Annotated in this window: 11 protein-coding genes and 1 pseudogene; 11 read left to right on the forward strand and 1 reads right to left on the reverse strand. The window is 42.7% G+C overall.

Annotation, left to right across the window (positions count from 1 at the left end; translation table 11 throughout):
• Positions 1 to 6: 6 nt before the first annotated feature.
• The 5 genes and pseudogenes from ACYVTD_RS01290 to purF all read left to right on the forward strand — a co-directional run bounded on the left by ACYVTD_RS01290 (position 7) and on the right by purF (position 6,753).
• Positions 7 to 1,719 carry a [Fe-Fe] hydrogenase large subunit C-terminal domain-containing protein gene (locus ACYVTD_RS01290; protein WP_461245967.1) on the forward strand — a complete coding sequence of 571 codons (1,713 nt, stop codon included), beginning with the start codon at positions 7 to 9 and terminating at the stop codon, positions 1,717 to 1,719.
• Positions 1,716 to 2,858, forward strand: a complete 1,143-nt coding sequence (locus tag ACYVTD_RS01295; protein WP_461245968.1) for a SpoIIE family protein phosphatase — start codon at positions 1,716 to 1,718, stop codon at positions 2,856 to 2,858. Before ACYVTD_RS01290 ends, ACYVTD_RS01295 begins: the two co-directional genes overlap by 4 nt.
• Before the next feature lie 82 nt (positions 2,859 to 2,940).
• Positions 2,941 to 4,767: pseudogene (gene glmS / locus ACYVTD_RS01300) on the forward strand (glutamine--fructose-6-phosphate transaminase (isomerizing)).
• Positions 4,768 to 4,784: 17 nt separating this feature from the next.
• Positions 4,785 to 5,357 (forward strand): ANTAR domain-containing response regulator, encoded by a 573-nt coding sequence (locus tag ACYVTD_RS01305; RefSeq protein WP_461245969.1) that lies wholly within the window; start codon positions 4,785 to 4,787, stop codon positions 5,355 to 5,357.
• Positions 5,344 to 6,753, forward strand: coding sequence for an amidophosphoribosyltransferase (purF, locus tag ACYVTD_RS01310; RefSeq protein WP_461245970.1), 1,410 nt, complete (start codon positions 5,344 to 5,346; stop codon positions 6,751 to 6,753). The genes ACYVTD_RS01305 and purF overlap by 14 nt, the downstream gene beginning before the upstream one ends.
• On the opposite strand, the gene ACYVTD_RS01315 is transcribed toward purF, so the two are convergent.
• Positions 6,754 to 8,121 (reverse strand): class I SAM-dependent rRNA methyltransferase, encoded by a 1,368-nt coding sequence (locus ACYVTD_RS01315; RefSeq protein ID WP_461245971.1) that lies wholly within the window; start codon positions 8,119 to 8,121, stop codon positions 6,754 to 6,756.
• An 83-nt stretch (positions 8,122 to 8,204) separates the two neighbouring features.
• Here ACYVTD_RS01315 and ACYVTD_RS01320 point away from each other — a divergent pair, with 83 nt between their 5' ends.
• The 6 genes from ACYVTD_RS01320 to ACYVTD_RS01345 all read left to right on the forward strand — a co-directional run.
• Positions 8,205 to 9,374 (forward strand): MFS transporter, encoded by a 1,170-nt coding sequence (locus ACYVTD_RS01320; protein ID WP_461245972.1) that lies wholly within the window; start codon positions 8,205 to 8,207, stop codon positions 9,372 to 9,374.
• A gap of 70 nt (positions 9,375 to 9,444) precedes the next feature.
• Complete coding sequence (locus tag ACYVTD_RS01325) at positions 9,445 to 10,497, forward strand: carbamoyl phosphate synthase small subunit (protein ID WP_461245973.1); 1,053 nt, start codon at positions 9,445 to 9,447, stop codon at positions 10,495 to 10,497.
• A complete protein-coding gene (locus ACYVTD_RS01330) occupies positions 10,494 to 11,702 on the forward strand; it encodes an EAL domain-containing protein (protein ID WP_461245974.1) in 1,209 nt (402 codons plus the stop codon). Before ACYVTD_RS01325 ends, ACYVTD_RS01330 begins: the two co-directional genes overlap by 4 nt.
• Positions 11,689 to 14,253, forward strand: a complete 2,565-nt coding sequence (locus ACYVTD_RS01335; RefSeq protein WP_461245975.1) for a PEP/pyruvate-binding domain-containing protein — start codon at positions 11,689 to 11,691, stop codon at positions 14,251 to 14,253. Before ACYVTD_RS01330 ends, ACYVTD_RS01335 begins: the two co-directional genes overlap by 14 nt.
• Positions 14,254 to 14,300: 47 nt before the next feature.
• On the forward strand, positions 14,301 to 15,719 hold the full coding sequence (carB, locus tag ACYVTD_RS01340) for a carbamoyl-phosphate synthase large subunit (protein WP_461245976.1): 1,419 nt from the start codon (positions 14,301 to 14,303) through the stop codon (positions 15,717 to 15,719).
• Positions 15,720 to 15,958: 239 nt separating this feature from the next.
• The coding region (locus ACYVTD_RS01345) for a hypothetical protein (RefSeq protein ID WP_461245977.1) at positions 15,959 to 16,956 on the forward strand (998 nt) is incomplete at its 3' end.

Raw genomic sequence — 16,956 nt, forward strand, 5'->3', positions numbered from 1 at the left:
GTTGTTATGCAACAGCAGACAATTTACACCATTACGGCTAATTGTCAGGATTGTTATCGCTGTGTGCGTGAATGTCCGGTAAAAGCAATAAGCATCAACAATGGACAGGCGCAGGTTGAAGACGATCTGTGCATTAAATGCGGTACTTGCGTGAGGGAATGTCCTCAACACGCTAAAACAGTCCGTTCTGATTTAGAAGAAGCAAAGGCGTTGCTTGACAGCGACAGAATTATAGCCGCCAGCGTTGCGCCTTCGTTTGCCGCCATGTTTCCAGGTGCGCTCAGCAGACGTATTCCTTCAGCTTTACGGCAGTTGGGTTTTAAATATGTAAGCGAAACAGCCGAAGGCGCAAAGTATGTTACGGAACAATCATTTATAACGCCGCAAAAAGGCAGTATCTGCACCGCCTGTCCCGCCGTTGTTAATTTTATCGAAAAGTACCACAGTAATTATTTAGACACATTGATTCCTGTAGTTTCCCCCATGATAGCCCACAGCAGAATGCTCAAAGAGCAACATGCGGACTGCGCTGTAATTTTTATAGGCCCATGCGCCGCAAAAAAGCAAGAGATTTTAAGACCGGAAAACATTAACACTGTGGACGTTGTTTTAACATTTACAGAACTTTTAGAATGGCTTTCTTCCGAAAATATTCAATTAGAAAATTGTTCCGAAAGCAGCTTTGATCAATTTTATGAAACAGGCGACGCGCGGCTTTTCCCCATTCAGGGCGGAATGTTAAAAACCGGCAATATTCAAAATGACGGAACGCAGGCGAACATACTGCACTTAAGCGGCGCGGAAGATATTTTAGAGTTGTTTTCGGACAATCCCGATTTTGACGGCAAACTTATTGAGCCGTTGTTTTGCAAAGGCGGCTGTATCGGAGGACCTTGTTACGGAAAAGAAAAAAAAGAAGAAGCCGGTCAGAATCTGTTTTCAAGACGGGAAAGCGTAATATGTTACGCCGAAGCTGCTGGTAAAAATGACAAGAAATTTCCACCGCGAAAAATTAATCATCTGCCTAAGTTTGTATTAGACGATCAAAAACAAGCAGATGTAACAGAAAATCAAATCCACAAAGTCTTGGAACTTACCGGAAAAATAGACCCTGAGCTTCAACTTAACTGCGGCGCTTGCGGCTATAAAACTTGTCTGGAAAACGCCGCCGCCGTTGTGCGCGGCATGGCTGAACCGGAAATGTGTATTCCCTATATGCGCCGCCTAGCACAACAGCGCACTGACAGAGTTATAGACACAACGCCCAACGGAGTTGTGGTTTTAGACAGCGAATTGTGCATAGTTAAGATGAATCCGGCTTTTCAAAAAATGTTTACATGTAACAACGGTATTTTAGGAAGACGCATTTCTTACCTTGTAAACGCCGACGGTTTTGAAACCTTACATTCCGGCGCTGCTGAAAAAAGCGAATCCATTCAAACAAAGTACGGCATAAAGTACCATGAAATTCTTTATGCGTTACGTGAAGAGAACCAGTATGTAGGAATTTATTCCGATATTTCCAAACTTAAATATGATTCTGGACAATTGGATACAATAAAAACACAAACTTTAATGCATGCAAGAGAGTTCTTAGATCATCAAGTGCGCTTTGCGCAGGAAATGGCGCATTACTTGGGTAAAAGCACCGCCCAAAGTGAAGAAATAGCAAATCGTCTGATTGGGCTGTATAAAGAAGACAGCGGTGAAACAACATGAAATTCTTTGATGATTTTCTTTGTCAAAAAAATAAAAAAAATCATCACGTATGCGGAGATTATTGTCTTTACGAGCGTTCCGCGTCCGGTATGGTTTATGTTGTATGCGACGGAGTTGGATCAGGAATTTACGCCAATATATCCGCCATCACATGCGCCAACCGTATTTTGGAATTAATACGGGGAGGAATGTCTATACGGCTAACCAGCGAAACAGTAGCGGCGTCCATGCATCGAGCCCGCAAAGAAGATATTCCTTTTGCCGCTTTCTCGGTAGTTTCAATTTCACCTGACGGTCAATATACAGTTTATTCTTATGAATCGCCAAACCCGATCTTAATACAAAACAACCATGCGACAGTCCTTACTCCTCGTTTTTATACGACCGGCTTTGAAGTAATAGGCGAATCTACCGGCGCTTTTAATTTGGGAGATTCTCTTTTAATGTTTTCCGACGGTGTAAGCCAGGCGGGTCTGGGACATGGATACGGCATGGGTATCGGATCAGACGGAGTTTCTTCTTATATAAACCTTAATTACAAACCAAATGATATTATCGGCAATCTTCCGTGGCGAATTGTTGAGATGTGCAGAACTGTATCAGGCGGAAATTGCGAGGACGATACTACCCTTGTTCTTCTTCATTGCAGAGAGGCAAAAGAATTAACGCTACTTACGGGACCGCCTTCCAATCGTTCTATGAATCATAATTATGCTCTTAATTTTAAAAATATGCCGGGGAAAAAAATCATCTGCGGCTCCACAACTACGGATATTATATCTGAGGAATTAGGCTTAAAAGTAGAAACAATATCTATGGGTAAATCTTACGGGCAGTTACCGGAATATCGAATTGAAGGAATTGATTTAGTAACAGAAGGTGCAATTACGTTGAATCAGGTTAATAATATTTTGGACGAGCCGGTAGAGCGGTTGTCAGATGATTCCGTAGCAGAACGCCTTTGCTTTATGTTGCACACTGCGGATATTGTTTATTTGATGATTGGAAACGCGGCAAATTCTGCGCATGATGATTTGATATTTAAACAGACGGGCATCCAAATCCGCAAAAATGTAATACGCCAAATTGCGGAAAGATTAAGAAAATTGGGCAAATTGGTCGTTGAACAGTATTATTAAAATATACCTCTTTTTTATTGCCTTGACATTCAAGTTAATTTTTAATAAATTAAATTAAAGGCATTTACCGGAGGGTGATACCATTTGCGGAATTATCGGTTATGTAGGGAATGAGGACGCTGTCCCAATTATTGTTGAAGGGCTTAAAAAACTTGAATACCGTGGATACGACTCCGCCGGTATAGCGGTTTACGCGAAGAACGGTTTTGACGTGATAAAACAAAAAGGTCGCCTTACCGCTTTGGAATCGCGGCTGTCTGAGCGTCCGCTTTCTGGACATCTGGGAATTGGTCATACGCGGTGGGCGACGCACGGAGAGCCGTCGGATATAAACTCCCACCCGCACATCGGGAGTAAAAATAAAATTGCCGTTGTTCATAACGGCATAATAGAAAATTATAAACTTATAAAAGAACGCCTTGAACACAGCGGAGTAAAATTCGCATCGCAAACGGACAGCGAAGTAATCGCGCAATAAGAGGAACATCATTACAACGGCCATTTGCATGAAACGGTAATCCATACCGCAAATGCCATGGAAGGTTCTTACGCTCTTGGTATCATGTGCGTTGACGAGCCGGATATCTTAATCGCTATAAAAAAAGACAATCCGCTTATTATAGGAGTGTCAGATAACGGAAACTTTATCGCGTCAGATGTGCCTGCCGTGTTAAAACACACAAACAAAGTTTACTACCTTAACGATAAAGAAATCGCGGTACTTAAAAAAAACAGCATACAATTTTTTAATATTGATAAAGAGCCGATTGAAAAAAAAGTGGAAACCATAACATGGAATCTTGACAGCGCGGAAAAAGGCGGCTATCCGCATTTTATGCTTAAAGAAATTATGGAACAGCCTAAAGTTTTGCGCGATACAATCAACTCGGCGTTAAATAATTATAAAAGCGTTATTGATAAACTTGACGTTTCAAAATTTACAAAAATTATAATAACAGCCTGCGGCTCCGCGTACAATGCCGGAGTTACTGGTAAATATGTGTTTGAGCGCTTGTGCAGATTCCCCTCCGTAGAAACCGAGCTTGCTAGCGAATTCCGTTACAGGGACGCGGTAATTAACGATAAAACGCTTGTCATTTTGATAAGCCAGTCGGGTGAAACGGCGGATACTATTGCTGCTTTGCGCGAGGCAAAATCAAAGGGAGCGGTAACGCTTTCAATCGTCAATGTTGTCGGCAGTACAATCGCCAAAGAAGCGGATTACTGTATGTTTACCTCCGCTGGTCCAGAAATTGCCGTGGCGACTACAAAAGCGTTTTCCGCGCAACTTGTTTTGTTATATGTTTTGGCTATTTGGTTTGCCGTTAAATTGGAAAAATTATCAAAGGAAGAAGAACAAAAATTAATGGCTGAAATAAACGCCCTGCCTGAAAAAACAGAACATATACTAAAACAGATTGATTCAATTCAAAAGTACGCTTCTGAGGCTGTAGTTTACAAAAGTATTTTCTTTATCGGAAGAAACATTGATTACGCAATCTCGCTTGAAGGCTCTCTTAAACTTAAAGAAATTTCCTACATTCACTCGGAAGCATATGCGGGCGGCGAATTAAAGCACGGCACTATCTCGCTCATAGAGGAGGATACGCTGGTTGTCGCGCTCTCAAATTGCGATTCGCTCTACGGAAAAATTATGAGCAATGTGGAACAGGTTATCAGCCGAGGCGCAAAGGTACTGGTTATAGGCAGTTGTCCGGCAGACAATTTAAAAGCGGACAAAAATTTTGAGGATAAACTCTATATTATCGATCTTCCAAAATGTTCAGAGCTATTCTCCCCTTCCCTGTCGGTTATTGTTTTACAGCTTTTCGCGTATTATGTCGCCGCGAATAAAGGGCTTGATATCGACAAGCCGCGCAACCTAGCAAAAAGCGTCACTGTCGAATAACAAAGGGCGGCTGAAAAATGGGAAGCGCTTTAATAGTATCAAGTTCAGAAAAAGATACATCTATTTTTTCCACATTGTTAAGCGAAGCTGAAATTTCTTTAATTAAATGCGTACAGTCTTGCGAGAGCGCAAACAAACTTGTTTTAAAACAAAATTTCGATTTAGTAATTATCGATCCTCCTCTTTCAGATGAATCGGGAGAAAGTTTTGCGCGCTATATTGCCGGCAAAGGAGTATCTCAGGTTATCCTTATTGTAAAGGAAGAATCTTTGGATTATGTTTTCGCGGAATATGAGAAAGACGGCATTTTGACAATTTCCAAACCTATTGATAAAATTGGTTTTAGGGCGGCGTTGTCTATCATAAAAGCCGTTCAAAGCAGGGTAAGGCGTGTACAAGAAGAAAACGCGCAGTTAAAGCAAAAGATTGAGGACATTCGTATAATTGACCGCGCAAAGTGTTTGTTAATTTCCTGCATGAAAATGAGTGAGCAGGAATCTCACAGGTATATTGAAAAACAGGCTATGGATATGCGATCATCAAAAAGAAGCGTCGCGGAGGGGATACTAAAAAGATATGAGAACTTTTAGAAAGCTAAATGAAGAATGTGCCATTTTTGGCGTAAGTTTAAACACTGACGAAGCCGCCGGTATTACATATAACGGATTGCTTTCGCTTCAACACCGAGGGCAGGAAGGAGCCGGCATTGCCGTTGCTTTTAACCGCAGTATTGTATGCCATAAAGACGTAGGTTTGGTTAACGAAGTTTTTTCAGGCGAAGAATTTAAAAAATTACCCAGAGGAAATGTTGCCGTAGGGCATACGCGTTATTCGACAACCGGACATAACACAAAAGAAAACGTAGGACCATTTGTTACGGAATATTTAACTGGCAGAATAGCGACGGCGCATAACGGAAATGTTACAAACGCTTCCGAGATTCGCAAAGAACTGACAAGCCTTGGACTTCATTTTGGAGCGACTAGCGATAGCGAGGTTGTTTCCTCGTTAATCGCGTATTTTATAACAAAAGAAAAAAGTTCTATTGCGGGAGTTACCGCCGCCGCAGGTTATCTAAAAGGCGCGTTTTCCCTAATCATAGCGACAAGTAAAAATAAATTGATAGCTGTCCGCGACCCAAACGGTTTCCGTCCTCTTTGCATCGGGAAAAATTCTACGGGTTGCGTTGTCGCCTCCGAGTCCTGCGCTCTTGACGCCTGCGGCTTTGAATTTGTACGCGATGTTCTGCCCGGCGAAGTTGTAATGATGGAAAGGGGCGAGATAACGCAGGAAGGCGTCAAACTTGAAAAAAAAGAAACAGATCACGGGCTTTGTATTTTTGAGTATGTGTATTTCGCGCGCCCCGATTCCGTAATTGACGGATTAAGCGTTTACAACGCACGCTATAACATGGGGCTTGTTCTTGCGCAGGAATATCCCGTGCAAGCCGATGTTGTCTGCGGCGTACCAGACTCAGGACTTGAAGCCGCTTACGGTTACAGTGCCGCAAGTGGTATTCCGCTAGTTTCAGGTTTTGTAAAAAACAGGTACATTGGACGCAGTTTTATTTACCCGACTCAGACCCAACGCGACAGCGCGGTAAGGTTAAAACTCAATCCATTATCCGCCATTATTCGCGGAAAAAGAATCGTTCTTGTAGACGATTCAATTGTGCGCGGCACAACAAGCGAAAAAATTGTAAAGAGTCTTAAAAACGCCGGAGCAAAGGAGGTACATGTGCGTATTTCATCTCCGCCTTTCCGCCATACCTGCCACTACGGAACCGACATTGACAGCGAGGAAAATTTAATCGCAAATAAAATCAGTCTTGATGAAATATGCCAAAAGATAGGCGCAGACAGCCTTGGATACATCAGCATAGAGGGACTTAAAAAAGCGTGTGATAAATGTACTTTGCCGTTCTGTACATCTTGTTTTACGGGGAATGGAGATTTTGTCCGCTCTAAAAAAGATGTGTTTGAGTGATCATAGCACGCGAAAAAATCCGCACTTTAGATACAATGACTCATTGTAACCCGTAAGCACCGGATGATCCTGCGACTGAAAGCGGAAATCTATCTGTACAAGGCGGCGTTCCGCATCTGCGGCGGCATCGGTAATCATCTGCTTAAAAATAATTTCGTCTACTGCCTGACTGCATGAACAAGTAATAAAGATGCCGCCGGGACGGACAAGCCGTATCGCCCGCAGATTTATTTCTTTGTAGCCCCGTAACGCTTCTTCAAGAGAACTGCGTGATTTAGCAAACGCCGGCGGATCGAGTATCACCATGTCAAATTGTTCTTTGCGTTTTACCAAATTACGCAATTCGTCAAAAACATTGGCTTCTACCGCTGTTACACGATCCGCAACTCCGCAAAGAGCGGCGTTTTTTTTGGCTGTTTCAAGAGCAGATGCAGATGAGTCAAGCAGAGTAAGTTTCACCTGTGAACCAATTGCGTTAAGACCAAAACCGCCAGTATATGAGCAAGCGTCAAGAATATGCAGTTCTTTCCCCGATTCTTTTTGCAGCAGAGACGCATATTTGCCGCAAAGAATATGATTGTCTCTTTGATCCAGAAAAAAACCTGTTTTTTGCCCCTGCGGTAAATCTACAATAAAAGGTAAGCCCCCTTCAAAAATTACAATTCCGCCTTCGGGAAAGGAGCCTTGCAGTACTCCCTCACGCAGGGGAAGCCCCTCCAATTCACGGACATGAGCGGCGGATTTCTCGATAATGCCGCAAAGAGCGCCGTCTGGAATAAATGCCGCAGGATATGTTACGCCTTCTTGCGTATCCGCCGTTTTAGCAATTGTTATCACTTCTTGAAGCGCCTCAATTATCATTTCTTTGCGGCTGTCCATTCCCCAGACAAGAAATTGAACAGAGAGCCAAAAGCGAGGAGTGCCAAGTGCGGATTGTACAAGTTCAAAAGTCAGCGGACGTTGCGTTACGGCGGATTCAATTTCAGCTAACGACCAGCCTGCAAAACAGTCGATTATAAGACCGGGTAAAAAATCAGCTTCCGCAAAAACAAGCCGCGCAGGTTCAACGGAAAGGTTACGGAAAAATTTGCGTTTAAGGACAGCTTCGCGGATACGGCGTTTAAAAAAACCTTTATCAATTCCTTCTTTGGAAGGACTGTACAGGCGCGCGGTGATTTTAGAATTTGGGTTTACTATCGCCCTGCCAAGATATTTTTTGCGAGCGCTTTCCACGTCGGCGCATTCGCCGGGAACAAGTTGCGCTTTTTCCTTGCCCTCCAACACGCTGTCAATTTCGTTGCCGTAGACCCAAGGATGTCCGAGCAGAATACGATCTTCCTCGCCCTGTTTTAAAATTATCCGTTTCAATATACATACAGATTACCACTATTGACGCTGTTATGCCATAGCGTTGACTAAAAATTGTAATTTAAATAGTATAAAATTAAATAATGAAACCTGTTACCGGACGCAGTTTTATTCCTTCTTATGCGCTAACCTTCACAGTTTTTGCTGTTGTTACGCCATACCTTGCCATTATGGTGCGGAATTTAGGTTACAGTCCGTTTTGGGTCGGGATACTGCTCGGTATTTTTGAAGGCTCCGCAATAGTCGGTCCTTTTTTATTCGGCTATTGGGCTGACAAAGCCGGCAATTACCGCGCCCCAATATTCGTTTCCTGCGTACTTCCAATTTTAGCCGCAATTCCGCTTGTGCGATTTATTCACCCTATCATTAGCGCGTTTTTACTTGCTGTTCTGGCATTCGGTTTCCGTTCAACGGCGTCTTTGTTGGACTCGATAACTACCATCAGAATAGGAAAAAGCGGCGATTACGGAAAAATACGCGCGTATGGATCTATCAGTTTTATCATTTTTGTGCTTTTTCTTCAGTGGACTCCGTTTTTAAAACCAGATAACGCAAAAAATATCTCTTTTTGGATTGTTGTAACTTCATTTGCGGTTATCATCTATCTGCTTATTCTTCCACGCACTCTTTTTCTTTCCGTTGAACATGAACACGATAAAAATAACGGAAATGAAAAAGGTATACCTCTTCTTTCGATTTATTTTCTTGGCGGTTTTGCGATTATTTTTCTGTGCCGTTTTGCAATGTCGTCGGTCTACACATATTTTCCGTTGTACTTAACCGAGTCTTTGCATTGGGATGCGGTGGGGATAATGTTTGCTTTGTCTTCAGCGTCGGAAGTTCCATTTATGTTTATTTCCGTAAAATTGCTTCGTCGTTTTAGCGCATTGTCGCTTCTTGCCGTTTCCGCCGCCGGAATCGCCCTGCGGCTTTTGCTGTGGGCGCTTTTTCCTAACAAACCAGTCATCATTGCGGCGCAACTTCTTCACGCTTTGTGTTTTGGAACATATCACCCTGCGGCTGTGCAATTTATATCATCGGTCTTTCCCGCCAAAAAACGCGGTATAGGAATGCCCATGTATCTTGCCCTTGGCTCCGGGCTTCCCGCTCTTTTGGGCAACATGACAGGCGGAGTTTTAGTGGAATCTATCGGGTATCGTTTGCTTTTTGCTGTTTACGCGGGTGTCGCGGCGATAGCCGTGGTGATTTTTTTGTTTACCAAGAAGAGATCACACAAAGAACACGAAGGGTGAATTGTTTGCGGTCTGTCCCTTGTAAAATATCTCTTAAAATGGCATATTTAAAGTAAATAAGGGACAAAGAATGACCGCGTATTTAGCGTTGGAAAACGGAACGGTATTAAAAGGCGAATATTTTGGCGCTCAGGGCGAAGTTATAGGGGAAGTCGTCTTTGCTACCGGTATGACCGGCTATTTGGAAACCCTTACCGACCAAAGCTACTATGGGCAAATCGTTCTGCAAACTTTTCCGTTAATCGGTAATTACGGAGTCATTCCCTCCGACTTTGAAAGCGCCAATGTAGGGGCAAGAGCATACATCGTAAAACACCCATGTAAAAACCCGTCCAATTTCCGCAGCGAAGGAACTCTTGACGCTTTTTTAAAAGAACGAGGTATTATCGGTTTATACGGAATCGATACAAGAGCGCTTACAAGAATCATAAGAGAAAACGGAGTAATGAACGGAAAAATTATGGCAACCCCGCCTACGCCGACAGACATTGAACAAATAAAAGCGTATTCAATTGTTAACGCAGTCGCCGCCGTGTCATCGCGTACTATTACAAAAACACTGCCTAAAAATTCGCAGGTAAAAAAGCGCGTAGCATTAATGGACTTTGGCGCAAAACGCGGCATAGCAAACGCACTCGCGGCGCGCGGGTGTGAGGTGTGGACATTTCCGCACGACACAAACGCTCAGGAAATTTTAAAAATGAAACCTGACGGGATAATGTTAAGTAACGGTCCCGGAGACCCGTCGGAAAAAGCCAACGACGGAATTATCAAGACTCTAGGCTCTTTGCAAAAAAGCGGCGTAACAATATTCGGTATATGCCTTGGACACCAACTGCTTGCCCTTGCAAACGGCTATTCAACAAAAAAATTAAAGTTCGGTCATCGGGGGGCGAATCAGCCTGTTAAAGAAACATCGACAGGGCGAGTGTACATCACAAGTCAAAACCACGGATACGCCGTTGTTGCAGATAACGGTTCTTTTATCAACGTAAACGACGGCACTTGCGAAGGGCTTGATTACGGAAAATCGTTCTCTGTGCAATTTCACCCCGAAGCGTGCGGCGGTCCGTTGGATACTTCCTTTTTGTTTGATAGATTTATCGAAAGGATGGGCAAATGAATTTTTCGGAAGATAATGTTATAGCTTACTTTCAACCGATTCTTTCCGCAGACTCAAATGATGTATACGCTTTTGAAGTTCTTGGGCGCTATATTGATGAAAACGGAAAAGTTAATTCTTTAGGTCCTTTTTTTAACAACCCTGATACCTCGCCCGAAGAAGCTTTAAAAGTGGACAGAATAGTAAGAAGATACGCCATGAAAAAATACGCGGAAGAAAAAAGAACCGAGTATCTTTTTATCAATATAAGGTTGGCGTGGCTTTTGCCGTATGTGGAAAATCCGGAAGACATGAAAACTTTAAAGTTGGCAAAAGAATTCGGCATTCCCAATGAAAAACTGGTTATAGAAATTACGGAAGAAGACTTTAACGCAAGCGAAGAATATCTTCGTGCTATAGTCCACTACAAAAAAGCCGGATGCAGAATAGCGTTAGACGATTACGGAAAAGAAGCCAGCAATATTGACAGGTTGGCAAAACTTCAGCCTGACATTATTAAAATAAATATTGATTATATTCATAACAGCGAAACCTCTTATCATTACCGTGAGTATTTACATGCTATTGCCGCCTTTGCCGATTCCGTAGGCATCGAAGTTCTGCATGAAGGCGTGGAGACGGAACGTCAGCTTGATATTTGTATTTCATCTAAGGGAAGATTTTATCAAGGATTTTTACTTGCGCTTCCTCAACCTTCTATGATCGATCCAGATGTTAACAAGTTTGTTTTTTCCGCGTTAATAGCAACCGCTTATTCGGCGATTCAAACTAAGGTAACCGAAGCGGAAACCTTAAAAAATTCCATTGATGTTATGGTTGAGCGTTTCTTTAAAGAAAACCCTTTTAGTTATGAAAAGATAATCAATAACGAATACCTTACTAAACTTTTCCGCGCGTTACCGGAAGTGATACGCATTTATTTGTGCAACAGAAAAGGCGTACAACTTTCCAATAATATCGAGAAACAAGAAGAAAAAGTTGTATGCAGAGAATTTAAAAATAAAAATTGGGCATGGCGCGGATATTTTCATGAAATAATAAAGGCTTTTATCCGAGGCAGAAGAAGCTGTCTAACAAACCCGTACCGCGATTTTACCACAAAAGAAAAGATATGCACCTATTGTTATGCAATAAACGACGATGTGTTTTTATTGGCGGATATTATAAAAGAACCGGATAGGATAACCTATAATGTCTCTGGATAGGAGAGTAAGCACCGGAATGCCCGGTCTTGACCAAGCCATCGACCTTCTGCGGTTAGGTGACAATGTAGTGTGGCAGGTGCAGTCTATTGATGATTACCTTAAAGTTTTGCGTCCGTATATTCAGCAAGCAAAAAAAGACGAGCGCAGGCTTGTCTACTTCCGGTTCGGCAACCATGCGCCGTTAATGGCGGATAAAGAGCCTTCTATTACATACAATTTTGACACTTCCGAAGGTTTTGAGTTATTCGCGCTTAAAGTCCACGACATTATCGCCAAAGAGGGATTAAAAGCATTCTATGTGTTTGATTGCCTAAGCGACTTGCTTGAAAGCTGGTGTTCCGACATGATGGTAGGCAATTTCTTTCGCATAACTTGTCCTTTCCTGTTCGTACTTGATACTATCGCCTACTTCGCCCTTATTCGCGGCGCTCACACCCACGACACAATCGCGCGTATACGCGAAACTACCCAGCTTTTGCTTGATGTATACAATGTTGACGATAAATTTTATATTCACCCGCTAAAAGTATGGGAACGCTACTCTCCCACTATGTTTTTTCCGCATCTTATTGACGGCGATAAAGCTATTTCAATTACCTCAAGCGCGGACGCCGCAACTTTGTTTTCGCGCGTCAGCCGAGGCGGACAGCCAAGGGATCACTGGCATATTACTTTTGATCATGCGCATTCATACTTAACACGCGATGAAAAATCTCAGGAAGAGATAAAAAAACTTCTTGCCGGCTGGATTATCGGTAAAGAATTGCGCATAACAAATCTTATTATGAAGTATCTTACGCTAAGAGATATTCTTGACATCGCAGAAAGGGAAATAGGAACCGGTTTTATCGGCGGAAAAAGCGTAGGCATGCTTCTTGCAAGAAAGATTTTGGAAAAAGACGCCGGAGAAATAATTAAAAACCACTGGGAACCGCATGATTCATATTATCTTGGCTCTGATATTTTTTATACTTTCATTGTACATAACGGATTGTGGGATTTACGAATTAAACAAAAAACTACAGAAGGATATTTTACAGTAGCAAAAGAATTGCAGGAAAAAATGCTGCAAGGTAAATTCCCAGTTAATATTATGGAGCAGTTTATACAGATGCTGGAACATTACGGGCAAGCGCCCATAATTGTCCGCTCAAGCTCTTTGCGCGAAGATAACTTTGGCAACGCCTTTGCCGGAAAATACGAAAGCGTCTTCTGCGCCAACCAAGGAACTCCCGAGGAGCGTTATGCGGCATTTGAACAAGCGGTGCGCACAGTCTATGCCAGCACCATGAATGACGACGCTCTTGCTTACCGCCAACGACGCGGGCTTACCAATCAGGACGAGCAGATGGCGATTCTTGTTCAGCGCGTTTCCGGCAATCATTACGATGAGCTGTTTTTTCCGCACATTGCCGGCGTAGGAAATTCCACCAATTTGTATGTGTGGGACAAGTCAATGAACCCGGAAGCCGGTATGCTTAGGATTGTATTCGGTCTTGGAACACGCGCTGTGGATCGCGTCTCCGGCGATTACGCGAAAATAGTCCCGCTGGATTGCCCAAACAAAGGACCGCCTGTAAGCTACGGCGATGAAAAAAAGTTTTCCCAGCATAAAGCCGATGTACTTGATTTATCCAACAACAAACTAACGGAAGTCCCTCTTGAAAAACTGGCAGACGGAGATTTAAAAACCGACAAAGAAATATTTTTTACGACAGATACCGCGGCAATAAATCGAATGCGCGAGCTAAGAATTAATTCCGCATCAACTCCCAGAATCCCCGATTTTAAAAAGTTGTTAAACGAAACAGGGTTTCCCGAATTTGTCCGCACCACGCTTTCAACATTGAGTACGGCTTACAACTACCCTGTTGATATTGAGTTTACAGCTAATTTTACACCTGACGGCGAATTTAGATTTAATCTTTTGCAGTGCCGCCCCCTGCAAACAAAGGGAATTGGAAGAGTCATGGAAGCCCCGCAACCAAGACAGGAGCAGATATTTTTCTCATCAACGGGCGACTTTATGGGCGGCAATGTCAGACTTCATTTTGATTATGTAGTTTTTGTTAAAGCGACAGAATATCTTGAGTTAGTAGATCAGGACAAATATCAGGCGGCAAGAATAATCGGTTTTATTAATCAAAAACTAAAAGACAAAACAGTTTTATTAATGGGACCGGGACGGTGGGGAACTACCACGCCGTCTTTGGGCGTACCGGTTAATTTCAGCGAGTTATGCAACATGGCGGCGTTGTGCGAAGTATCGTACTTAAAAGCCGGTATAGTGCCGGAATTGTCTTTTGGCAGCCACTTTTTTCAGGACATTGTGGAATCCAATATCTTCTACGCCGCAGTTTTTGACGGAGAGCCGGGCATTGTATTCTGTCCGGATCAAATCTTATCAAAAAATAACTTGTTTGCGGAAATTTTACCGGAAGAAAAAAAATGGGAATCCGTAATACATATAGCTAAAACGCCTGGTTTGATACTACATTCGGATATTACAAACCAAAAACTACTTATTTATTGGGATAAAGATGCAGTATAATGGACTTATAAACAAGTCCTGTGATTTTATAAGGAAGGATAAGGCTGATGCCGCTTGATAAAAACATAAAAAAGACGATGGTTATAGGCTCAGGTCCGATTGTAATTGGACAGGCGGCGGAATTTGACTATGCCGGAACGCAGGCTTGCCGTGTTTTAAGGCAGGACGGCATTGAAATAGTCCTTGTCAACTCCAACCCCGCCACAATAATGACAGATAACAACATCGCCGACAAAATATACATTGAGCCGCTTACGCTTACCACAGTTAAGCGCATTATCGAAAAAGAACGCCCGGACAGCATATTATCCGGTCTTGGCGGGCAGACGGGACTTACTCTCTGCATGCAATTAGCCCGCGATGGTTTCCTAAAAAAAATGAATGTACGCTTATTAGGTTCTTCGCCTGAAACGATTGACAAAGCGGAAGACAGGAAACTTTTTAAGGAAACCATGCAAAACAACGGTCAGCCTGTAATTCCTTCGGTAATTGCCACCGATGTGCAGACGGCTGTTAAATTTGCCAATGAGCTTGGCTACCCTGTGATTGTTCGCCCCGCCTTTACGTTGGGCGGTTCAGGCGGAGGTATTGCGTCTAACGAAACTCAACTTAAAGAAATTTCCGCAAACGGACTTTCTCTGTCGCCGATAAATCAAATTTTAGTGGAAAAATCCATCGCAGGTTGGAAGGAAATCGAATTTGAAGTAATGCGCGACCGCGCAGGAAACGTAATTACTGTTTGTTCAATGGAAAACTTCGATCCTGTCGGTATACACACAGGCGACAGCATAGTTATCGCTCCTTGCGTTACGTTAGCTGACAAAGAATACCAAATGCTCCGCTCCGCCGCGTTAAATATCATTTGCGCGCTCGGCGTTGAGGGCGGTTGTAACGTACAATTCGCACTCCACCCCGACAGCTTTGAATATGCTGTTATCGAAGTAAACCCGCGCGTTTCGCGTTCTTCCGCGCTTGCAAGCAAGGCGACAGGCTACCCTATCGCAAAAGTCGCGACAAAAATCGCCATTGGCTACACCCTGGACGAAATTATAAATGCCGTTACAGGCAACACCTTCGCCGCCTTTGAGCCGACTCTTGACTATGTTGCGGTAAAGTTCCCAAAATGGCCCTTTGACAAATTCGTATACGCGCAAAAAGAACTTGGCACGCAAATGAAAGCCACAGGCGAAGTAATGGCGATTGCCGACACTTTTGAAGAAGCTCTTGTAAAAGCCGTACGCGGCGCGGAAATAGGGCTTAACAGCCTTAACTTGCCCCGCCTTTCCGCAAAATCAGACGAAGAAATCCGCGCCCTTTTAAACACTGTAACCGATGAGCGATTGTTTGTACTGTACGAGGCAATCAAGCGCGGTATCAGCGTGGACGAGCTTTACAATATTACAAAAGTAGACCGCTGGTTCTTGTATGGGTTGGTTAATATCGCAAATTCGGTATCCGTGCGCTAAATACTGTTATGCGCTAATCCATCAGCGTATTTTTTCCCTCTGATAGTTTATATACTTAATCTAATCGTGTAAAATCTCACATAGAAATAAAAAGTAGTTTTGCTCCATCAGCGATCACGATTACTGCCAATAAATGGGCTGACGGCAATATTACCGAAGCAGGTGGCGAGCAGTGGTTCAAATTCACTGCAACATACTTTATACAGACTATACATGTTAGTTTTGATACGCTGATTAATATGAATATTCAACTGTATGATAGTAATGGCAATAAATTTGAAGACGAGGTTCATTTCTACGGCAGTACGAAAGCAGTTAACAATATTTCTTTTAAATCAGGGCAGGTGTATTATATAAAAGTATGGCCATATAATTATTCTGACAGCGGCACATACCATATAACATTCGGTTTATCCTCTACACCGCCTGCATTATTACCATCAAACGCAACCCAGCTTACCGAAAATATATGGGCTGACGGTAATATTTCTGAAATAAACGGCGAGTGGTGGTTCAAATTCACCGCAACCGCTAATACACAATATTATATACACGCAAATTTTGGCACGACGAATAGTCTGAATGTTCAGTTATATGACAGCAATACTAATACGGTTATAGATCAAACACGTTTATATAGTAGTACTAAATACGTATCTGGAACTTTAACTGCCAATAAATTGTACTATATAAAAGTGTTACCATACTATTATAACACTGGAACATACCAGATAACGTTCAATACGTCCAATACAGCGCCTACTATAACGTTGCCTTCTAACGCAGCTAACGCAATCCAGCTTACTGCCAATAAATGGACTAATGGTAATTTTATCGCATCGGATAGCGAACAATGGTTCAAGTTCACAGCAACCGCCGATACGCATTACATACATACCAGTTTTGACTCATCACTGTTTTCTGGTCTGAGGCTTCAGTTGTTTACCTCAAACGGCAATACAATTGGGAGTAATACAACAATAGGATATTATAGTGCTAACAAATATACTTCATGGACATCATTAACTGCCGGACAGGAGTACTATATAATGATGTCACCAACCAGCAGCGGCGGTCCTTACAAGATAGCGTTAAATACGTCTACGTCATTGCCTCCTGTAGAGTTGCCACTCGATGCAACTACGCTTACTGCTAATATTTTGGCTGACGGAGATTTTACCACATCACCAGACAATGAGGAGTGCCAAAATTTGCGTGTATATAATATTGTGTATTA

It is taken from the genome of Treponema sp. R6D11 (genome assembly GCF_054786075.1).